Origin of the sequence: Staphylococcus sp. 11-B-312 (assembly GCF_016743055.1) — a bacterium.
In the GTDB taxonomy this organism is placed as follows: Bacteria; Bacillota; Bacilli; order Staphylococcales; family Staphylococcaceae; genus Staphylococcus; species Staphylococcus ureilyticus.
The window spans coordinates 2,548,261-2,570,124 of record NZ_CP068241.1 but is presented as its reverse complement, the minus strand read 5'-3'; the positions used below and the strand labels follow the sequence as shown (position 1 = coordinate 2,570,124).

Sequence of the window (21,864 nt, the reverse complement as noted above, 5' to 3'; positions counted from 1 at the left end):
TTAAGAAAAAGTATCAATTGGGTCATAAGCATATTAGAATAAATCAGAAAATATTTTTTGGAATTTAGCACTGTATTTTTAGTGATGATGATATTGTTACATCATTAAATAATGGGTCACCCTCAGTGGAAGCATCAACATTCTTAACAATAATTTTATAATTTGGAGTGGTAAATATGCCTAAATCACAACAAGTATTAGTTGGTATATGTCTAATATTATTTAGTTTTAATTTTATAGCCCCTATTATTGGAACAATGCTGCATATTAAAATATTAGAATTTAGCTCACCTCTAATTAAAACTGTACAATTCGCCTTTGTCATTATTTTTGGTATTTTTACATATAGACAAATTAAACGTAAAGGTTTCTAGAAGAGTAAGACTAAAATACTATATGATTGGAGTTTTAATATGTCTATGCCAAACATAGTCATGCTGATACTTACTATAATAATGCTGTTATTTGTATTTGTTTTTGGTCTATTACTTGATAAACCAGTGATATACATGTTTATTGCATTGTTTGTGCATTCAACGCTTTTATTCGTCATTCGTTATTTCTGGCAAGATAAAGAATTTGGGCAAGCTTTTACACATTCTTTTGATTTCATTACCATAACAATTGTTATTATATTTATAATTTTGAAAGTTCATAAAGCAAAATCAAGTGAATAATACGCTTAATTATAGGTTTACCTACTATTGATAAAACGAAGAGTGTATCTTTTATATAAAAGTACAATCAGAATAGACTAATAAAATTTGAAGATCAGTGTTATGGGAAATTATAAACACCTAAAATACCATTTTAAAATAAGATTGAATCATATTTAATCATATAAAAAGAGTTGGGAACATTACTAAGGTACAGTTTCCAGCTCTTTTTATTTTGACTTAAACATTTTGACAGACTTGATATTACCAATATTTAAATTTAAAACTTACATATTATTACTATTTTCTATCTATATTTTTACTTAAATAAAAATATTACCCTAATAAACGACTCCTTGCAATATTATGGTAATTAGTAATAATTCCATAAATATTTGTTATTAATGTATAAAATATATTGTATACATACAACAGATAACTTCTTGGTAGTTAAGGAAAATTTTATATTACGAATATTCACTTTAACAGTAAAAATGAGTGAGATATTCATATTACAATAACTCTAAATAACTCTATTAGAAAGGAAGTTTTAAAATGAAAAAGGTACTATTATCTACAGCTTTATTAATGACAGTTGTACAATTTAGCAGTCAAGGGGCAAATGGTGAAGAGATTCCTCATGGTATTTTGCATAAGGATGGAAGCTTTACAGAACCAAATGTGTTTCCGCATAAAGATATAGCAGAGGTTGAAAAACCGATAGAATTAAAGGATGGTACGAAGAAAATACCTCATGGTATCTTGCATAAGGATGGAAGTTTTACAGAACCAAATGTGTTTCCGCATAAAGATATAGCAGAGGTTGAAAAACCGATAGAATTAAAGGATGGTACGAAGAAAATACCTCATGGTATCTTGCATAAGGATGGAAGTTTTACAGAACCAAATGTATTTCCGCATAAAGATATAGCAGAGGTTGAAGAGCCAAAAGAATTAGAAGATGCTACGAATGAATTTAATCATAAATCTAATAGTGAGACATCCTTGCACAATAATGCAGTAAATGAAAAATTAAAAGATGAAGGTGGTTTAAACCCTAAAAATCCAGGAATAGAAAGTGATCGATTTAATAAAAATCAGCAGTTAGACGCTTCAAAAAATAATGATTTCTCAAAAGTTAACTCTGAAGTAAAAAATTCAAAAAATAGCGTGAAGCACAATGCAATAAAAGAATTACCTGATACAGGCATGATTTCAGATAATAGAATATTAACCATTTTTTTAGCGAGTATCTCATTGATTGCGGGTAGTTTATTATTATGTAAACGTGTTAATTTTAAAGTTTTTCAAAAATAAGACAATTTAGGTATTACTATTGTGATAATCTTACAGTGATATCATTTTGAATAGCATTAACAAAAATTTAAATATTATGATGTGGATGTATACACAATCGTCTACTTTCCATAAGATATTCATAGCTGAAACATTATTATGTTTCAGCTTTTGTTTTTATTACAAGTATAGTTTAAATTGGGATATTTTCAATTACAATAAGTTAGATTATTTACAAACAATTCACGTTTTAAAATGTATGATATTATAAAAATATAATTCGAAGTATCTTTTTGAACTTGAGCGAATAATAGTAAGTTATACAGTACATTTTAGGAGAGGTAAAATGAAAACGATTAGCATTATTTTAGGGATCTTAGTTATTCTTTCTTGGCTATTTGTAATGAAAGAATACAAAAATGGAAATCAGGGCACTCATAGAGCTCAAAATGTTATGTTATTAGCTTGTTTGTTAACTATAATTATGACCGTTTTACAATTATTTTATTAGTCATTCGTGAATTAAGTTTGTAAATGAACAAATAAGTAATGTTATATAGTAGCCTCAACATATTTTATTTGATTTTAAACTTAAGACTGAGACTTAACTTTATTATAAAGAATACCTACGCCACAGCTGCTGTATCCTAATTGGTAATCGAATTTAATGATTTCGATATAGGGATTTTCCTCTAAGAATTCATTAACTTTCTTGTTTAGGCCTTTTTCTGTCATAGCTGTTAAATTTACAAATTTCATACGCTGACTCCTTTACTATTTTTGTTTTTATTATATTATACAGTATTTTAGAAACATACTTTTTACAGTTCGAGTTTTAATTCAATTATATCATTTCTCATTTATGGTAGACAGTTACCTTATTTTAAAATGTTTTAGTTAAGATGAATTTTATGACATTTTTTAATAGTAATGAGGATAAAAGAAAGTAGGAAATTGAACGATGGAAATTATATTAAAAAAAGATTATGAAAAATGGAAAGCGCAATTTGTTAAAGAAAAAGATCTACTGTTAAAAGTAGTTGGTAAAGAAATCATAGAAATGCATCACATTGGCAGTACAGCTATAAAAGATATTTATGCTAAGCCTGTTATTGATATCATGGTAATAGTAAAAAATATAATGCATATAGATAGTTACAATAATGCAATGCGACAATTAGGCTATGAACATCAAGGAGAAAATGGTATCAGTGGTAGAAGGTTTTATATAAAAGGCGCGGATACTAGAACTTATCATGTCCATATGTTTCAATTTGATAACTATGAAAAATTGATAGACATTTAGCGTTTAGAGATTATTTAAATGCTAATAAAGCTATTGCGAAAGAATATGAAAATTTAAAAATCACACTCGCTAACAAGTATTCAAATAATAGAAGTGCATATTCAAATGGCAAATCACCTTTTATCAAATACATAGAGCATCAAGCATTGAAGTGGTATCAAAAGAATCAGGATGGTTAGGCTACTTACTGTTTTATTTACATAATAATTAAATCTTTCGTATTATTTTGATTATTACTCACTTCAAATTTATTAAAACAAATTTGAAGTGAGTAATAATAGGTAAAATCCTGTTGCCATAACTGCAAACAAACACCACATAAAGCGACATTGTTTACCATTCATTGCTGCCGTACCTTCTTTTTTAGCTCGTCTAATAAGTTTGATATGTAAAAGTATTGTTGAATTTGAAGCATATACAAAAACGAAAATAATACCTAAAAGTGTAAGTAAAAATAGTTGCACAATACCCCTCCAACTTTATGATATTTAGCCCATATAATTTTAAAAATAACTACGTACAATGTTAATTATAAAATAACACATATGTTTTTAGGTTGTAATAAAAATTTGAATTAATATTTTTATATATATTTAATTATTAAAAATCTTATGGTACTATGTGGATTAAATGAGACGATATCTTGGGGGTTCAGTCATGTCAATGATACTGTTAAGCATTGTTTTAATCGTTAATTTTGTTGAAGCGTTGTATTTAGGAATCAAATTTATTCGGTTGAAAATGCGTAATGCACCAGATCAAGCGTATAAAGATTTAGTGAGTTCTCCGTTTTGGTTAATGTCACTCATTATTTCGATTATATTATTTGTGATTGCATACATATTGAGTTGAAAAACGCAAAGATGTGGTTTAGTGGGATTTTCTATATTTTATAAATAAAAAGTTATTGTATTTGTGATGCCCAATTTTTTAAAACTATACAACAGACTGTCTTTATTTCATTTTAAATGAATTTCAGTATAGGAATAATGTAAATTAACATAGCGAAAAAAGGGAGTAATCCAATGAAATTTTCATCTATATTAATCAGTATGATAACTGGTTTACTTATGTTTTTAGTGACGTTTTATACTAGCAATCATTCTGTTATACCATCATTAGTTATGGGGATTGTCGGTTTAGTAACAAATATATGGATTGGCATCGAAGCAAAAAAGCGATTATGAGCATTAAAATGGTAGAAAATATTAGAAGTATTAAAGACTGAGGCAAATGTTGTCTCAGTCTTTATTTTATCATTCAGCAATTTTTGTATTTATGAATGTTATTATGGTGGTATTACTATCAAAACTTAGGAATCTGTTTTATGCATCATCAATCCAATAAGGAATAATGAACTGTTAGACGATATCATCTTATACTCATAGAATATAATGTATTTTGATAGTATAAAATAATGAAATGTTTTAAAAATTTTTAAAAAGGATAGATATAAAATAGGTTCATTATAAGGAGATGATGTATATGGTTTCGGTGTTTTTAGAAACGATATAGAGAATCGATAATATTTTATAAATTTATTAAATTACTTCCTTGAATTATAAGTATAAAAAAGAATGGTCTAAATTAAAGTTTAAAATATCATTTCAGGGTATAGTTGTAATATATAACTTTTGGAGTAATTTTATTTTATTGTAAGTGGTACGGCATGATTTATTGTTTTACGTTTAGTGTCAAAAAGATAGCATGTAACCTTAATATGAGATGGATTTTGTGAATGAAGTGGGGGATATGTATGGTTAATTATTACAATAAAGATATCAAAATTGATAGAACTAATGAGATGCGCACGGATGAAATTTCTAAAATGATTGAAGAGGGTGGACTTGGTGCTGATCAATATTATGTTATAGATAAGTATCAGCCTAACCATAAGAGATTAGTAGAAAATATCGATCAATTTCGGCAAGAATTAGTTCAAATGGATAATGATGATTTAGTAGACATTTTGATTATTAACACTCAAGAAAATACAAGTTCTAAGTATAGCCAAGCATTAATGATTATTAAGCATGAAATAGTCAAAAGAATGAATAACTAGGGTGTAGTCACTAAAAAATTACAATCAAAGCGCACAAGTTAGAAAACATATTTTGCAAATAAATAATTCTAGCTTGTGCGCATTATTATATTATTAGCTCATCAAAATAATATTTTTATTAAGTGTATTGTTTTGATTCATAATGTGATGTTTAAAGGTGATTGAATGCTTTTTTAGGTACTTTATTTTTAGGCACTTCTTTATAACTTTGGACATGCCCAAGTTCGGTGTCTAATTTTAAGTAATGATTTGTTTTTAAGGGTTTTTCACCAAAACCATTAAAATCTAAATGTCTTTTTTCACCTTTTTTGTTATATCCATTTTGCTTATAATTATATGTGACAAGAGTTTCTCCATCATCACTTTTGTTGTGCTCAACTTTTGTTGGCTTTTGAGTTTTTACATAATATGCTTCATTAGTAATGAGCGGATTTAATTTGGCAAAACTAACAACATCAGGATTGTCCGAATGTTTTTCTGCATAAACTTTCCAGCCAAAAAGACCGATAAAAACAATGATAATGATAACAAAGATATTTAGAAGTACTTTTACAAACCTGTTCATACTTATTACCTCCTTAAAGTAACTATCTATAATGTAAAAGTTATTTGATTTGTTCGCTATATTTTTAAGTTACAAAAATGCATTTTAATATAACGATTTTGTCATTTTTCATATTCAATTAAATTATATATTTCAAATGGATTATATTACTAAAAATAAAGTGCAAAATATATTTATTTGAAAATAGGGGTATACAAAGGTCTGATTATTCGTTATACTAGGTATTAAGTAATTTAGTTCGTGAAATTGATTTGTAGTTTTATTCTTTTGAATTTACTCCTTTTGATTTTTTAGACAGATTACAAATTTTTGTGCAAAAGCACTTGGAGGATTTTTATTATGAATAACGGTACAGTTAAATGGTTTAACTCAGAAAAAGGTTTTGGTTTTATCGAAGTAGAAGGCGGAAACGATGTATTCGTACACTTCTCAGCAATTAACCAAGACGGCTACAAATCATTAGAAGAAGGACAAGCTGTTGAATTCGAAATCGTTGAAGGCGACCGTGGACCTCAAGCAGCTAACGTTATTAAATTATAATAACGCATAAAAAAAGACGAGTAACGCTCGTCTTTTTTTATTTGTCTTAAAATCGATCTCTGAAGTTATATACATGTATTTACTTTAAAAGGTGTTAATTCAAAGTCAACTTGTTAGTTATGACTCGGATTTGCACCTATTTTTTACTACCAATAAAATATTAATGACTCTTGCAAGATTGCTTAGCATTAATACATCATTTGAAGCCAATTTTATAAAAGAATGGTAATAGCCACAAACAGCAGCATAAAAATTAATTTTTGGGTGTATGCATGTAGAATAATTTTTAACATCATTTTGGGTTGAAATAGAGCCTTTTTTAAGTACTTCAATGAGAAACTACATATAAATACGTTGTATTTTGACGAGACGCTTGAGGGAACAGGACAAGTTGAAGACTACAAGCTGAAGTTGTCCCCTAAGAAAGTGAGCCAACAATACGAAATATTGAATAATAAAATAGCTATGAAAAAATCTATTGTCATAGATTTCTTCATAGCTAATCTTAGTATGTTTTTTACACCGTTCAAGTTGTTGAAGCGTTGCTACTTTCACTTAAATAGATTTAATATTATACTTCACGCGTATTATCCGCTTTATTTTTTGTTTTTATCAGTAGTGTTAATATAAAACCAATAATTAATAATAGCGTAGTGAATGCAAATGCTGCGTCGACACCTTGTACAGTCGCTTGTTGTGCAATATCTGCTTTGGACTGATGCTTACTTGGAACATAGTTTGTACGAACAATTGCCATAATTGTAATCATAATGGCAGTACCAATCGCACCTGCAATAATTCTTAAAGAATTAATAATCGCAGTACCGTGTGAAATATTTTTACTTTCTAATGCGTTAATACCAATTGTATTCAGTGGCATTATAATCAATGCTACAGCAAACATTCTTATAGCGTAAATGACGACAATATACCAATAAGGTGTGTCTGAAGTTAAGAAACAATGTAGTATTGTCATAAAAATTAAAAGGACAAATCCAGGAATCGCCAATACTTTCAAGCCATATTTGTCATATATTTTCCCTGTATAGACGGACATGAATGCGTTGACTACTGCACCTGGTAAGATAACAAGACCTGACAGAATTGCAGATAGACCTAAGCCTGATTGGACATAAATTGGAATCAATAATGCTGGGCCTACAATTCCGATAAATAATACCATAGACGCAAATGCAGATAGTGAAAATGTACGATTTGTAAATACGCGCATATTTAATAGTGGATTATCGATTCTAATTTGTCTTGTTACGAAAATGGTAACAATTAAGATTCCCACAATAAGTGAAATAATAACGATTGGTGATGTGAAACCTAAGTTGCCTGCGCTGCTAAAGCCGTAAAGCATTAAACCAAAACCTAATGTTGAATATATAACAGAAGTTTTGTCTAATTGTGTATGTTTGGTTTCGTTATTACTTTCTACAAATATCGCACCTACAATAAATGCGATAATCGCAATAAAAGCTACCACAATAAATGGTGCTCTCCAGCTAAATGTATCAATTAAAAATCCGGTTAAGGTTGGTCCGATTGCTGGGGCTGATTGTGCTACTATACCGGTAAGTCCCATTGCAAATCCACGTTTCTCAGAAGGGAACAGTGTAAATACAGTGAATTGCATAAGCGGTAAAAGTATCCCTGCACCAATCGCTTGAATCACACGTGCAAACATGAGTAAGCCAAATGTAGGTGAAAGTGCTGCAATGATTGAACCAATTAAGAACGCGCTCATAGAAAAAATATAGAGCGGTCTTGTGTGAAATCGATCCATAAGAAAGGCTGTTAGTGGAATCATGATACCATTCACTAACATAAAGCCTGTAATCAACCATTGAGCAGTTGTGTCAGTTATTTCTAATCCCGTAATAATTGCTGGTAGTGCGGTATTGAGCAATGTTTGATTTAGCATCGCTACAAAAGCACTACTTAGCATAACTAATATAATCGTATTTCTTTTTTTATTAGATATAACATTCTCCGACATTATAAATGCATCTCCTTTTTATAACATCCCATCGATAAATTTTAATTATTTTAAGTTAGCAAAGCAAACCATTCGGTTTAAAAAATTAATATTTTTTGCAAAGAATTTTTAGAGAAAATGAATGCATAGATAATATAGGTTGGAATCGCTTGTTTTAGAGGTAACATAGATCACTGTTGTTTTATTAATGGAAAAAGCTACGTTGTTTGCATGATTGCGCAAACAGCGTAGCTTTTTTAAATAGATGGAGCGATTAATCGAAACGAATCATTTCAGATACATATAAAGCGATACGTATGTTTAAGGAATGAACAGGGTCTTCTATATTTGTGCCAATCATATTACTGCATTTATTGATTCTATATTTTACAGTATTTCTGTGTATAAATATTTTATCTGCCGTTTTTGTTATATCGCATTGATTATCCATGTACACTTTTAAAGTTTGTTTTAATTCTAAATCTTTTTTTTGTTTTGGATAACTCAGTGGGCCCAAAGTATGTTTTACGAAAGGTAATAGCTTTTCTTGAGGGATAAGTTGTAATAGCTCCTGAATATCTTTGGAATGATATTGTGAGATAAAAGTTTTTGCATGATTTAGCAGTTCATTTTCAAAGGCTTCATTTGCTTCAAAAAATGAAGAAGGTAACTGTGTGAATTCTGTTACTTCATTTCCGATACCAAATGAAATCGTATCATCAAAGTACTCACTATAACTTTGTTGTATTTTTTTTAGGTATTCAAAGTAATATTCATGTCGATTTTGGATTAATATCGCAAAACGATCGTTACTCGGTAATTTATAAACGCTGATATAAGAATCAATATCAGTTAATTTATGCTTTAACCAAAGGAATGTGAGATGGTGCCGCTCATTTAAGTAGTAACTATTTTCTAGATTATTTTTGGTGTCAATGCCGCAAATGATAATTTGATAATAGTCAGAGGGATAAATATAATATTGTCTTAATAAATCAGCATGCTTTTTGATCGAAAGGGTTTGATCGTTTTGATTATTGACTAACGATTCGAAAAATCGATTAATATCATTTTCCTCGGCTTCTTGTATTTTGGTGTTTTTGTATAAGGCGAAACTTAACACGCTGACTACTTGTTCGAGTGTTAATAAACTAAAGGGGTAGGAAAGCTTATTAACTTGAGAAACCATTAAATAGTATGGAAAGTATGTGTAACCTAATACTTTGAAAATTACATGGTCTTTATTTTCAAAGACGAGGTTATTTTTATCATATGTTAGCGCATCTTGATAATGGTTCATGAAATACTTGGTATGTTCAGCCATTAAAGCGTTACCTTGTCTATAATGACGACTGTATGCTTCAGGTGCTTTGAAAGGATCGAATAGAATGATAGGTACACCTAAGAGTTTGCTCATGCGCTCAATCATAGTATCAATACTGAAGCCTTTGATTAATAATTGGTTTAATTCTTGTTGTACTTGTAATGCATAATTTAACTTTCCAGTTTCAGAGTCAGAAATAAATGAAGAAATCTCGTGTGTAATTTCACCTAAGTTCCAACTTTCTGGTATTTCAATTAATGGGAATTCGATAGCATCCGCAAAATCAATGACATCTTGCTCGATTTCGTGTAAAAATCTTGAAACTTTGATTCCAAGTCCAGCAGTGTGTATATCATTTAAATCTTTAATTAACTTTTTTAAGTTATCTTGATTATCTTGAAACAAGACACCGGTTGTTAAAATAAAAGAATTATTTGAAGTAAAATGCTTAATATCATTATTTTCAGTAATGTCTAAATTTGTCACTTCTGCTGATAAATCTCCGTTGCTATTTAACAATTTTAAGCCTTTAAATTGGGGAACGGATAAAATTTCGTTTAGAGTAGTCATAATTATGTCCTCCGCTTCTGATTTACACAATCACTAGTAATGAAAATGCATGAAAATATATATAATGATAAATTCTATTTGTCTGTATTTATCTTAAAAAAACAGGGTTTTTGTCAATTTGTGATAACGATTGTTCAAAATGTTCAAAAAATTTAATGTATATCATTAATTATACACTTATTTTGTTCGATTCCTATAATTTTATTGTTTAGAAATGTCATTAATAACAAAGAAAAACGCTTACACTCGTACTACACTTATAACTGAAGATTATACAACTAGTTATTAGCTTGTTAAAGTAAAGGAGATAAAAATAGAATGGGAAGACAGGAGAACAATGCGGCATTATCACAAGCGGTTTTCGAGAAGCGCGGTTATAATAAAGATATAATGCCTAAGACACCGACACAAAGAAATAACTCCGCATTTAACTTTTTCACACTATGGATGGGTGCTGTCCATAATATACCTAACTATACTGCAGTTGGGGGATTCTTATTATTAGGACTATCGCCATTACAAGTCATATTTGCATTAATATTAAGTTCTTTTGTAATCGCTTTATTATTAGTTAGTAATGGTTATGCTGGTTCTAAATACGGTATTCCATTTGCTATGCATTTACGTCATACATATGGTGATGTAGGCGCGAAGTTACCCGGTATCCTACGTGGCGTTGTCGCAGGTATCGCTTGGTTTGGTCTACAAACGTTTGCGGGGTCACAAGCACTATTAATACTATTAAATAAAATATTCCCTGGTTTTGCGGATATTGGACAAGGCATATCGATACTTGGTATTTCTGTTCCAGGTCTCATTGCATTTTTAATATTTTGGGCTATTAGTTTTGCAATTGGATTTGGTGGAGGAGATATTTTAAATAAATTCACAGCTATATTAAATCCACTTATTTATATTGTCTTTGGTGGTATGGCTATCTGGGGCGTTATGGCTGCTGGTGGCGTTGGAAATATTTTAGATTATGAAATTTCTACAAAATCTAGCGGTATCATTTACCCAGCGATTTTATCCTTTATTTTAATTATCAACTCGCTATTAGGTGTGTGGGCAGGACCTGGTGCAAGTGTTTCTGATTTTACGCAAAATGCAAAATCTACTAAAACACAAGTGGTTGGTCAAATTTCAGGTATTGTAGTTGCCCACATTTTATTCGCGATTGCTAGTGTGTTCATCATTATTGGTGGCTCGATTTATCTTGGACATCAAGAATGGAATATCCTAACAATTATTAATGAATGGAGCAACTTCTGGGCGATTCTGATATCTACTGGTGTGCTATTGATGACGACGATTTCAACAAATGCGACGAGTAATATCATCCCAGCAGCATATCAACTCACTGCACTTTTACCAAAATGGATTAACTATCGTCGTGGTGTAATTATTGCCTCGGTACTGAGTATAGTCATTATGCCGTGGAAGATGATGGAAGAGGAAGATAGTATTTTCTTATTCCTAAACGCGATAGGTGCTATTCTTGGTCCGGTAGCAGGTGTTATGATTGTTCATTTCTATATTGTGTCTAAATGTCACATTGATATAGATAAGTTGTATTTTGATTTGAAAGAAAAAGAGCACAAAATACCACGTATTAATATTTCTGCATACGTCGGAACGGTTGCTGGTGTCATCATTTCACTATTAGGATTTTTACCAGCATTTACAGTGATATCAGACTTTTCTTGGTTTATAGGCTTTGTCATTGCCGGTGGTGTTTACTTAATTTTACATTATGTATTCCATGCAGAAAGTAGAAAAAAAGGAGGAGCAGATTATAATGAAGTATGATTTGATTATTAAGAATGGTTTAGTCATTTTAGAAGACGGAGAGCAACAAGTTGAAGTCGGTGTTAAAGACGGTAAAATTGTCGCTATTGGTCAAGCATTGGGAGAAGCTGAACAAGTTATTGACGCACAAAATCAAATTGTTTCACCTGGTATGGTGGATGCGCATGTGCATATAACTGAGCCAGGCGGTGGCTATCGTGATGGTTGGGAAGGATATGTTACAGGGACAAATGCTGCTGCTAAAGGTGGCGTGACTTCATTTGTGGAAATGCCATTAAACCAAGTTCCAGCTACAACTGACAAAACGTCTATCCAAGCAAAATTTGATGCTGGAAAAGATGAATTATCAGTGGATGTTGCAAGTTATGGTGGTTTAGTACCATATAACTTAAACGGTGGTATTCAAGAATTAGATGAAGCAGGTGTTGTGGCTTATAAAGCTTTCTTAGCAACATGTGGTGACCGTTCTATTGAGGGTGACTTTGAAAATGTTGATGATTATTCATTATATGAAGGTATGAAGCAAATTGCTAAGACTGGCAAAATTTTATCAATTCATTCTGAAAATGCGGCAATCACTGATCGATTAGGTGAGATCGCAAAAGAAAATGGTGAAACGACATTAAGTGCTTACGTGGATAGTCGTCCGGTATTTACAGAAGTTGAACCAATTCGTAAAATTATTTTATTTGCTAAGGAAACGGGCTGTCGTGTGCACATTGTACACGTTGCTTGTGAAGAAGGCGTTGATGAAGTCATCAAAGCACAGCAAGAAGGTGTAGACATTACTTGTGAGACATGTACACACTACTTGTACTTCTATAAAGAAGAATTAGATGACATTGGACCAGTTGTTAAGTGTTCTCCACCAATCCGTGAGCAATCTCGTTTAGAGGGAATGTGGAACCGCGTATTAAACGGTGATATTAGTTTTGTAACATCTGACCATTCACCTTGTACGCCAGACTTAAAAGATACTGACAATGCATTTGAAGCATGGGGTGGTATTGCTGGATTACAAAACAACGTAGACATTTTATTCGACGAAGGTGTTCAAAAACGTCAAATGCCATTAACAAAATTTGCTGATATTATTGCGACAGCACCAGCAAAACGCTTTGGTTTAGATACAAAAGGTAGTATTGCAATCGGTAAAGATGCTGACTTCGTATTTATTAAACCAGACGCACCTTATACATTACAAGCTGAAGATTTAGCTTATCGTAACAAAATGAGTCCATATATCGGTCGTGAAATTGGTGCTCAAGTCACACGTACAATTTTAAGAGGACAAGAAATTTATAGTGATGAAGCAGGTATTTCAGACAAACGTATTGGACGTTTTATCTAAAAGTTTCTTGAAAAGCTTGAAGTTAAGGATGTTGGAATATTAAAAACAAGCGCAACAAGGATTAATCCGTTTACTAAATGGATTGGTCCATACTGTCTACAAAGTCTCTGACTTTGTTGGCAGTTTTTTTATGCGCGCTTTCTAGGGCCATTGCCTTAGCTGTAGTCTTTCGCTAGTGTGCTTACCACAGGAGTAGGTATAAACCACTGCCAACATCACTCAAAATGATTACAATATATCAATCAAATCAGTGAGACAAGTGATTCAAAGAAATAGAAGTAAATGTAGCAGACCATTGATATTTAGGATAGAGCTGAAGATTTGAAATTTATTAATACTGTAAAGAAACAAAAACTGATCCATTTATTAACGGGACTATTTTTTGTTTTCACAAGCTCTGAACTCGGTTTGAGTGAACGACTCTAGGGAATAATATTACATATTACATTTTTAAGTATCTACATATATCGCTTTTAAAGTGATTGGAGCTTAAAGTCATATTACTTTGATCAAAACATATGGTGAGATGCTTTAAAGCAAAGGGGTTGTAATATTTGGAAAAATTAATTTCTTTTTCGGATTGGTTATGGGGTTATCCACTTGTACTCCTGCTTTTGTTTGCAAGTGTATTTTTGACAGTCTATTTAAATTTTATTCAATTTAGGCATTTTTTCTATATGCTCAAACAAACATTTGGGAGTGTTAATAAAAAACCTAGAGGGGAAGGAACAATTACACCACGTCAGGCTTTAACTTCCGCCTTATCTTCAACTGTAGGTGCAGCTAATATTGTGGGTGTACCTACTGCGATAATGATGGGTGGGCCTGGTGCGGTATTTTGGATGATGGTTATCGCTTTTTTAGGCATGGCTTTAAAATTTAGTGAGAATGTCTTAGGTGTCCACTATCGTGAGCAAAATAAAAAAGGTGAGTTTGTGGGCGGTCCGACTTATTACATGAAAAAAGGCTTTAAAAACAAGAAGTTAGGCACAATTTTTTCGTTGATATTTGCCTTTGCGCTGATGATTGAAATTGTTCCAAGTATTATGGTTCAAGGTCATTCTGCAGCGAGCACGATGAAGGATACATTTAATGTGCCTATGGCGGTTTCTGGTGTTATATTAGCAGTTCTTGCTGCACTTGTCGTTTTTGGCGGTGTGAAACGTATTGCTTCGTTTGCTGAAAAAATTGTACCAATCATGGTTGGGCTTTACTGTTTTTTTGGCTTTTTAATCATTTTAATGAATATTAGTCATGTCCCTAATGTTATTTGGTTAGTGATAGAACAGGCATTTAATCCTACGGCAGCTATAGGAGGTACATTTGGTGCAGCATTAGCTACTACAATTCGTTGGGGCTTTGCGAGAGGGATTTATTCTAATGAAGCTGGTCTTGGTACATCGTCAATTGCGCATGCAGCTGCAAAAACGGACCACCCAGTTCGACAAGCTTTCTGGGGTATCAGTGAAATTGTGGTAGACACGTTAATCATTTGTAGTACCACTGGTTTTGTTGTTTTAGTTTCAGGTGTTTGGAAAGCGAGTGATGCGAAAGCACAGTCTGCAGCGTTAACTGCCAGAGCATTTGAAAATACTTTTGGTCAATTTGGAAGTATGATGGTATCTATTTCGATGATGTTCTTCGTATTTTCAACCGTTGTAGTAGTTATTTTTTATGGATCAAGAATGGCAGAATTTTTATTTGGACTTACGGCAGGTTGGGTGATGAAAACAATATATGTGCTTTCGATGATCGTAGGTGCGTTAGGTGCTGCACAACAATTGTGGGACTTGCTTGATTTGGCACTTGCAGCCGTATTGATTCCAAACGTTATCGCAGTGATAATGTTATCGCCAAAAGTGAAATCGTTAACCACAGATTTCTTTAAAAATTATAAATAAACCTTATTAATATAAAAAGTACCAAACCTCATACTTGTCATTACTAAAAGGAAATATTGGCTTTAACTTTTAGTACGATGCATCATGAATGAGTGTTATGGTACTTTTAATTGTTGATGATATTTATGATTTCGGGCTCTGAACTGGTAAATGATGTGTCGTATTATAGTCTAGGATGTGCGTGTTATTGTCGTTAATTTCTAATGTACTGAAACTACCATTAGCAAGTCTAGTAATACCAGTGCCGATTGCTCCATTAGAAAAATAATAGAATATAGCATTAATAAAGGCGCCGTGAGAGATAATTAAAATATTTTTATTTGTGTGATCTTGATGTACGGTCTGAATCCCCTTTAAAAAACGTTCGGTAATCATTGCTTCAGTTTCTTTGTTTGGATATTCACGATTCGGAAAACGCGCATCTCGTTCGTAATAAGTAAGGCCTTCTGCATCTCCAAATGCAACTTCAATAAATGATTCCTTTTCATAAAGCGGTATGTTTAACTTTTGTTGAATAATTTGTCCAGTTTCTTTAGCTCTTAGTAATGGGCTCGTAATCATGAGGTCCCATTCATTTTGAAGTAAGGAAGTGCCACAAGCTTGCGCTTGTTTTATGCCTGATTCATTCAATGGGATGTCTGTTCTGCCCTGTAATTTACCAGCAATATTCCAATCTGTTTCTCCATGTCTAATAAAACATATTTTTGTCATTATAAATCAACCTTTACCTTGATGTGTTTTAAGCAGTATCTCTTTGATATTATTAACGATTTTTCTATTTATTATGGTATAACACGAATTAAATTTCCACATATTATAAATAATCATAACACGTTTGCTTGTGTTAGATGGTGAAACACATATCAACAGGCGTTGGTTTCAAGAACCCTGTGTTTATGAAATGATGCATGATCATGATTGGTGTGATTATGCTGAAAGATTGTATATCATATTGCGATTGATAGGTCAAAAGACTAATATGCATTAAGTTTCCAGTACTGTGTCAACTTTTGCTAATTCGATCGTTGTTGCAATCATCACATTAATACCTTTTTCGATTTGGCTATCGGTTACAGACTCTTTTGGCGAATGACTAATGCCATTTTTACATGGAATAAAAATCATACTTGTAGGACAAATGGGTGCGAAATTCATCGCATCATGACCGGCACCACTATACATATAGCGATATTGATATGCTAGTGCCTTACAACCGTCTTCAGAAATCTTAGCAATCGCTTGATTAAATTGTCGAGGTTGATCCTGACCTAAATCTTCTAATTCATAATCTGCTTGACGTTTTGTGGTAATGGTTTCGATGTGCGTTTTCATCTCTTCGACAACTTTTTCTCGAATATCTTCATCTTTTCCTCGAATATCGATGAGTAGTGTGACTTCACCAGGAATTGCATTCATTGTATTAGGATAAACGTTGGCATACCCCACAGTCGTTACTATCCCCTTATCATGATAAGCCTGACCTAAGGCTTCGATTTTTAAAATGACTTCAGCAGCAGTAGTCAATGCGTCTGTACGCATCGGCATAGGTGTTGATCCTGAGTGGCTAGTAATACCAGCTATTTGTAACTTGAAGCGGTGTGGTGCAGCAATGTGTGTGACGATGCCAATATCTTTTTGATTATTTTCAAGAATTGGACCTTGTTCAATATGTAATTCTAAAAATGCTTTGATTTTGTTTCTTTCAAATAATGCTGCTTTACCGTTCATATCTTGTGCTAAAGGTGCAACAATATCGTAAAGTACGTTGCCATCGTTATCTTTGATAAATTTCATATCATCTTTTGTCATTTTACCAGTAAGGTATTTACTTCCTAAAGTTGCTTCGTTGAAACGTGTAGATTCTTCGCAAGCAAATGCAATAATTATAATTGGATGATCCGTTTCTATATGATGCGCGTTTAAATGTTCGACTACTTCCAGTGCACCAAGCACACCTAATAGACCGTCATATTGGCCGCCATCCTTTACAGTGTCGATATGTGAGCCTAGTACAATTGGTTTTAAAGAAGGATGCTTTCCTTCTCTACGTGCAATAACATTACCAAAGAAATCAAAGTAAACATCTAAACCTGCCTTTTGACATAACATTGAAAATTTTAAGGCTGCGACACGTTCTGGATGACTAAAAGCAATGCGGTTAATCCCCCCGTTTTTGGGGTTGCGAGCAAAATTATTAAATGTTTGAAAATTTTCTATTACATTTTGTAAGTTCATCATTAATCCCCTTCGATATTCAGTTTAATTTGATTCAAAAATTGAATAACTCGTTCATATACTGCTTTACTCGTTGAGTTAACTTCACGATCAAAATCATGGCTGTCTAGGTCTAAACGTTCAAAGTGACTCGTTTCAATTAATCTAGCTATATATTCACTTTCACTATAAGGTACATCAGGATCTCCTGTACAGTGTACAATGAACATAGGAGGGAAGTTTTTCATTTCTTGTGGTGTGATATTATAAGTGCTTTGTGTAGATGATTGAATCCCTAAATAGGACATCCAACGTGCTTGACCACGAACATATAAGTAAATTGGATATCTTGTTTGCAACGGCGCAGATGTTAATGGTTTAGATTGAATCAATTGATTTAATATTTTCGGTGTAATTTGTGTAGATAGCGCTTGATATTGTTTATTTGGCTTCAAAAAGGCAGGCACATGTACACGTGAGTAACCATAGAAATCAATGATACTATCAACTTTACGATGACGTGCGACAAGCATAGCTAAAAATGCACCGGCTGAACGTCCGAAGGTAATCAGTGGTAACGAAGGATAAAGTGATTTTAAATGATCGTAGTTACTCAGTGCATCTTCAATAATCGTATCAATATGACTTTCTGGGGCAAGTCGATAGGAAACCATTATTAAGTGATAGGATTCGGATAAAATATCTATATACGCTTGCGGTAAATCGTTTGGTTGTCCAAAAATGAGTCCGCCACCATGAAAGTACATAATGACGCCTTTAGGGCTTTGGTTTTTAGCTGCTATGATGGAATAAGGTAATGGAAAACCATCCTTTGATAGACAAGTAGCTTTTTGTTGAGTCAAATTGACCTAGCCTCCTATTAGATATATTTTGCTAAATATATTATCTCAAATAAAAAACACGACGTATTTGTATAAATCGAATAAAAGTAAAGAACATTATTGTTAGAATTGTGAATGATAAGTCATATGTAAACGCTTATAATTGTATGTGAAATGAAAAAGGAGTTGAATTACATGGACATCCGATCTTCTTTTGAGGCTCTAGACAAAAAATTCACTGCGTTTGGCGGTTTGACTGGTGGAGGCATCACGCGTCTACTTTATTCTAAAGAATGGTCAAATGCTGTACAAGCATTGAAAGAAACACTAGAAAAAGATGGATTTGAAACAGAATTCGATAGCATCGGCAACTTAAAAGGACGTATTGAAGGTAGTAAATACCCTGAACAAACAATTATGTCCGGCTCTCACATTGACACAGTTGTTGAAGGTGGCCATTTAGATGGTCAATTTGGTGTGTTAGCTGCTGTTGTTGCGATGCAGTCACTTAAAGCCGAATATGGCCAACCATTACGTTCATTAGAAATTTTAGCTTTAGCGGAAGAGGAAGGTAGTCGTTTCCCATTTGCTTTCTGGGGAAGTAAAAACTTCTTCAACTTAGCTGATAAAGCTGATGTAGATTCAATTGCTGATGGTGAAGGTGTTGCTTTTAAAGAAGCGATGCGTGAATGTGGCTTTGATTATCGAACAGCAGATAATGATTATAGTTACATAAAATCATTTATCGAAGTGCATATTGAACAAGGTAAAGTATTAGAGACGGAAAATAAATCAATTGGTGTCGTTAACGGCATCGTTGGTCAAAAACGTTATACGATTAACTTAAAAGGTGAAGCAAACCATGCAGGTACGACACCGATGGGCTTGAGAAATGACGCAGTTGTAGCTTTCAGCAAAATTGCTAATCAATTAACAGATCGTGCGCGAGAAATAGGTGATCCATTAGTCATTACATTTGGTCGTGTAGACCCAGTGCCAAATACAGTTAATGTGGTTCCAGGAGAAGTTACGTTCTCTATTGATTGTCGTCATATTAATCAAGATGAGTTAAATCAATTTGCAGAAGAAATTGATGCATGTATTAAACGTGTATCTGAAGAAGAAGGCGTGCAATGCGACATCGATTTATGGATGGATGAAGCACCGACTTTGATGGATGAACGCTTGGTTAAAGAAGTTCAAAATGCTGCTGAAACAGTAGTGGGTGAATCAAAGTGGAAATTAATGCCTTCTGGTGCAGGTCACGATTCTCAAATTTTTGCTAAATATGTGCCGACATCAATGTTGTTTGTACCATCTATTAATGGTGTGAGTCACAACGTTGAAGAAGAGACAAATGTAGAAGATTTAGTTAAAGGTATCGAAGTGTTAAAACAAGTATTATATAAACTTGCTTATAAAGAATAATACTTAGTCATAGACAACTAGAACAACATCATTGGGCTATATAAATAAACATGGTTCAACAAACTTTTTATAGAGAAAAGCAAAAAAGATTTTAAATACAGATAAAGAAAAGGAGCATTTTATTTATGGGTTATATTAATCATAATCAAGGATATAGAGAAGGTTTATTAGAAACACGTTCAGTAATTAAAAAAGATAACTATGCAGTCATCACACCAGATGGTTTAGTAAATAATGTTGTACCTGGTTTTGAAGATTGTGACGTAACGATTTTAGGTTCACCAAGACTTGGTGCGCGTTTCGTAGACTACCTCGTAACATTGAAAAATCAAGGTGGAAATAGACAAGGATTTGGTGGAAATGGTGTTCAAACATTCATCTATGTTGAATATGGAAACATCAACGCGTATGCAGATGATAAAAAATATGAATTGAGTGCAGGTGGTTATTTATATGTACCATCTCATCAAGTAATGACATTTGAAAATAGCAATCAAAATAATGACAGCCGAGTATTCTTATATAAAAAACGTTATCAACCTTTAGAAGGTTATACGCCAGAAGTTGTAACTGGAAACGTTAATGATATGGTTCAAGAGCCATATGAAGGCATGGAAGAAGTTAAAATTCTTGATTTGCTACCAAAAGAATTAGCATATGATATGAATATTCACATCTTGTCATTTAAACCAGGTGCTTCACACGGTTATATTGAAACACACGTTCAAGAACATGGGGCTTATGTATTAAGTGGGCGTGGTATGTACAACTTAGACAACGAATGGCAACCAGTTGATAAAGGTGATTATATCTTTATGGGTGCTTATGCACCACAAGCAACTTATGCTGTTGGTTTAGACGAACCATTCGCTTACATCTATTCCAAGGATGCAAATAGAGATATAGAAATTTAAGGAAGGTTGTTAGTCATGGAAGAGGGAGCATTAATATACGTCGAACGTGGTAAACTACGCCAATTATTTAAAGAGAAATTAACACACGCAGGTTTACCTGACGCGCAAGCTGAAAAAACAGCAGATCTGATGATATTTGCTGACGAACGAGGCATTCATTCACATGGCTCAGTTCGAATGCAGTATTATGCAGAACGAATTGCTAAAAAAGGTTTTAATTTGGAACCAGATTTGAAATTTACGAAGACGGGTCCTTCAGCAGGCACATACTTCGGCGATAATGCTGTTGGCCATTATGTTGCATATCAAGCGATGGAAGAAGCGATCAATTTAGCAAAATCCAGTGGTATCGGCATGGTAGGTATTCAAGAGATGGGGCATAGTGGTGCCATTGGCTATTTTGCAGAACAAGCTGCAAAACAAGGTATGGTTGCATTAACCGTATGCCAATCTGACCCAATGGTCGTACCATTTGGTGGTACAGAATCTTATTTTGGTACGAATCCAATCGCTTTTGCGTCACCACGAAAAAGTGGTAATCCTATATTGTTTGATATGGCAACAACGGTACAAGCGTGGGGGAAAATATTAGATGCACGCTCAAAAAACAAATCAATACCTAATACATGGGCAGTGGACAAACATGGTGAACCTACTGCAGATCCTTTTGAAGTAGCTGCGTTATTACCTGTTGCCGGACCAAAAGGTTACGGTTTGATGATGATGGTAGACATATTAGCAGGTAGCTTGTTAGGTTTACCGTTTGGTAAGCATGTCACTTCAATGTATGAAGATTTAAGTCAATATCGTAGATTAGGACAATTTCATATCGTAATTAATCCAGCATATTTTGGTGATGAAACACAGTTTTTAACACAGGTTTCTGACATGGTAGATGAGTTGCATGACGTTAAACCTGCTAAAGGTTTTGATCAAGTGTATTATCCAGGTGAGATTCAAGAAGAAGTTAAAAAACAATATGCAGAGCGAGGTATTCCAGTTCCGCAAGAAATTTATGATTATTTAATATCTGATGACATATATTAGGAAGTAATAAAAAGAAGTGAACGAGATAATTTAATGTAATAAATGGTGACTTATG

General features: G+C 32.9%; 23 protein-coding genes. 15 read left to right on the top strand and 8 right to left on the bottom strand.

Features of this window, described 5'->3' with window-relative positions:
* Window positions 1–176: 176 nt before the first annotated feature.
* The 3 genes from JG554_RS12360 to JG554_RS12350 all read left to right on the top strand — a co-directional run bounded on the left by JG554_RS12360 (window position 177) and on the right by JG554_RS12350 (window position 1,973).
* Window positions 177–374, top strand: coding sequence for a hypothetical protein (locus JG554_RS12360; protein WP_046207035.1), 198 nt, complete (start codon window positions 177–179; stop codon window positions 372–374).
* Between the two features lie 39 nt (window positions 375–413).
* Window positions 414–677 (top strand): hypothetical protein, encoded by a 264-nt coding sequence (locus JG554_RS12355; RefSeq protein WP_238394772.1) that lies wholly within the window; start codon window positions 414–416, stop codon window positions 675–677.
* Between the two features lie 534 nt (window positions 678–1,211).
* Entirely contained in the window at window positions 1,212–1,973 is a 762-nt protein-coding gene (locus JG554_RS12350) for a hypothetical protein (protein ID WP_107359900.1), read from the top strand.
* A gap of 570 nt (window positions 1,974–2,543) precedes the next feature.
* Here JG554_RS12350 and JG554_RS12345 read toward each other — a convergent pair.
* Complete coding sequence (locus tag JG554_RS12345; protein ID WP_164987248.1) at window positions 2,544–2,711, bottom strand: hypothetical protein; 168 nt, start codon at window positions 2,709–2,711, stop codon at window positions 2,544–2,546.
* A gap of 202 nt (window positions 2,712–2,913) precedes the next feature.
* Between JG554_RS12345 and JG554_RS12340 the strand changes: the two genes are divergently transcribed.
* Window positions 2,914–3,258, top strand: coding sequence for a GrpB family protein (locus JG554_RS12340; protein ID WP_107359899.1), 345 nt, complete (start codon window positions 2,914–2,916; stop codon window positions 3,256–3,258).
* Window positions 3,243–3,437 carry a GrpB family protein gene (locus JG554_RS13305; RefSeq protein ID WP_107359945.1) on the top strand — a complete coding sequence of 65 codons (195 nt, stop codon included), beginning with the start codon at window positions 3,243–3,245 and terminating at the stop codon, window positions 3,435–3,437. The genes JG554_RS12340 and JG554_RS13305 overlap by 16 nt, the downstream gene beginning before the upstream one ends.
* A gap of 72 nt (window positions 3,438–3,509) precedes the next feature.
* On the opposite strand, the gene JG554_RS12335 is transcribed toward JG554_RS13305, so the two are convergent.
* Window positions 3,510–3,722, bottom strand: a complete 213-nt coding sequence (locus JG554_RS12335) for a hypothetical protein (RefSeq protein WP_107359898.1) — start codon at window positions 3,720–3,722, stop codon at window positions 3,510–3,512.
* A 193-nt stretch (window positions 3,723–3,915) separates the two neighbouring features.
* Here JG554_RS12335 and JG554_RS12330 point away from each other — a divergent pair, with 193 nt between their 5' ends.
* The 3 genes from JG554_RS12330 (at window position 3,916) to JG554_RS12320 (ending at window position 5,320) form a co-directional block, all read left to right on the top strand.
* The gene (locus JG554_RS12330) at window positions 3,916–4,110 is read left to right on the top strand and encodes a hypothetical protein (protein ID WP_046207032.1); all 195 of its coding nucleotides are present in this window, start codon (window positions 3,916–3,918) and stop codon (window positions 4,108–4,110) included.
* Window positions 4,111–4,283: 173 nt separating this feature from the next.
* Complete coding sequence (locus tag JG554_RS12325; protein WP_157948037.1) at window positions 4,284–4,445, top strand: hypothetical protein; 162 nt, start codon at window positions 4,284–4,286, stop codon at window positions 4,443–4,445.
* A gap of 569 nt (window positions 4,446–5,014) precedes the next feature.
* Window positions 5,015–5,320, top strand: coding sequence for a hypothetical protein (locus tag JG554_RS12320; RefSeq protein WP_046207031.1), 306 nt, complete (start codon window positions 5,015–5,017; stop codon window positions 5,318–5,320).
* 151 nt (window positions 5,321–5,471) lie between these two features.
* On the opposite strand, the gene JG554_RS12315 is transcribed toward JG554_RS12320, so the two are convergent.
* Complete coding sequence (locus tag JG554_RS12315) at window positions 5,472–5,885, bottom strand: YxeA family protein (RefSeq protein WP_046207030.1); 414 nt, start codon at window positions 5,883–5,885, stop codon at window positions 5,472–5,474.
* A 339-nt stretch (window positions 5,886–6,224) separates the two neighbouring features.
* Here JG554_RS12315 and cspD point away from each other — a divergent pair, with 339 nt between their 5' ends.
* A complete protein-coding gene (cspD, locus tag JG554_RS12310) occupies window positions 6,225–6,425 on the top strand; it encodes a cold-shock protein CspD (protein ID WP_019469926.1) in 201 nt (66 codons plus the stop codon).
* 571 nt (window positions 6,426–6,996) lie between these two features.
* On the opposite strand, the gene JG554_RS12305 is transcribed toward cspD, so the two are convergent.
* A complete protein-coding gene (locus tag JG554_RS12305; RefSeq protein ID WP_046207029.1) occupies window positions 6,997–8,430 on the bottom strand; it encodes an MDR family MFS transporter in 1,434 nt (477 codons plus the stop codon).
* Window positions 8,431–8,683: 253 nt separating this feature from the next.
* Window positions 8,684–10,303 (bottom strand): PucR family transcriptional regulator, encoded by a 1,620-nt coding sequence (locus JG554_RS12300; RefSeq protein ID WP_046207028.1) that lies wholly within the window; start codon window positions 10,301–10,303, stop codon window positions 8,684–8,686.
* Window positions 10,304–10,621: 318 nt separating this feature from the next.
* Between JG554_RS12300 and allW the strand changes: the two genes are divergently transcribed.
* The 3 genes from allW (at window position 10,622) to JG554_RS12285 (ending at window position 15,364) form a co-directional block, all read left to right on the top strand.
* Entirely contained in the window at window positions 10,622–12,112 is a 1,491-nt protein-coding gene (gene allW / locus JG554_RS12295) for an allantoin permease (RefSeq protein WP_070658223.1), read from the top strand.
* Window positions 12,102–13,463: an allantoinase AllB gene (gene allB, locus JG554_RS12290; protein ID WP_238394771.1), complete on the top strand. Its 1,362-nt coding sequence runs from the start codon at window positions 12,102–12,104 to the stop codon at window positions 13,461–13,463. Before allW ends, allB begins: the two co-directional genes overlap by 11 nt.
* Window positions 13,464–14,017: 554 nt before the next feature.
* A complete protein-coding gene (locus tag JG554_RS12285) occupies window positions 14,018–15,364 on the top strand; it encodes an alanine/glycine:cation symporter family protein (RefSeq protein ID WP_107359894.1) in 1,347 nt (448 codons plus the stop codon).
* A gap of 123 nt (window positions 15,365–15,487) precedes the next feature.
* Here the strand turns inward: JG554_RS12285 and JG554_RS12280 are convergent, their stop codons facing one another.
* The 3 genes from JG554_RS12280 to JG554_RS12270 all read right to left on the bottom strand — a co-directional run bounded on the left by JG554_RS12280 (window position 15,488) and on the right by JG554_RS12270 (window position 18,441).
* On the bottom strand, window positions 15,488–16,075 hold the full coding sequence (locus tag JG554_RS12280) for a histidine phosphatase family protein (protein ID WP_046207024.1): 588 nt from the start codon (window positions 16,073–16,075) through the stop codon (window positions 15,488–15,490).
* A gap of 273 nt (window positions 16,076–16,348) precedes the next feature.
* Window positions 16,349–17,599 carry a M20 family metallo-hydrolase gene (locus JG554_RS12275; RefSeq protein ID WP_070038335.1) on the bottom strand — a complete coding sequence of 417 codons (1,251 nt, stop codon included), beginning with the start codon at window positions 17,597–17,599 and terminating at the stop codon, window positions 16,349–16,351.
* Between the two features lie 2 nt (window positions 17,600–17,601).
* Window positions 17,602–18,441, bottom strand: coding sequence for an alpha/beta hydrolase (locus JG554_RS12270; RefSeq protein WP_107359893.1), 840 nt, complete (start codon window positions 18,439–18,441; stop codon window positions 17,602–17,604).
* Window positions 18,442–18,615: 174 nt separating this feature from the next.
* Here JG554_RS12270 and allC point away from each other — a divergent pair, with 174 nt between their 5' ends.
* The 3 genes from allC (at window position 18,616) to allD (ending at window position 21,809) form a co-directional block, all read left to right on the top strand.
* Entirely contained in the window at window positions 18,616–19,848 is a 1,233-nt protein-coding gene (allC, locus tag JG554_RS12265; RefSeq protein WP_107359892.1) for an allantoate deiminase, read from the top strand.
* A gap of 125 nt (window positions 19,849–19,973) precedes the next feature.
* Window positions 19,974–20,762, top strand: a complete 789-nt coding sequence (gene allE / locus JG554_RS12260; RefSeq protein WP_046207020.1) for a (S)-ureidoglycine aminohydrolase — start codon at window positions 19,974–19,976, stop codon at window positions 20,760–20,762.
* Between the two features lie 15 nt (window positions 20,763–20,777).
* On the top strand, window positions 20,778–21,809 hold the full coding sequence (gene allD / locus JG554_RS12255) for an ureidoglycolate dehydrogenase (RefSeq protein ID WP_046207019.1): 1,032 nt from the start codon (window positions 20,778–20,780) through the stop codon (window positions 21,807–21,809).
* Window positions 21,810–21,864: the final 55 nt, after the last annotated feature.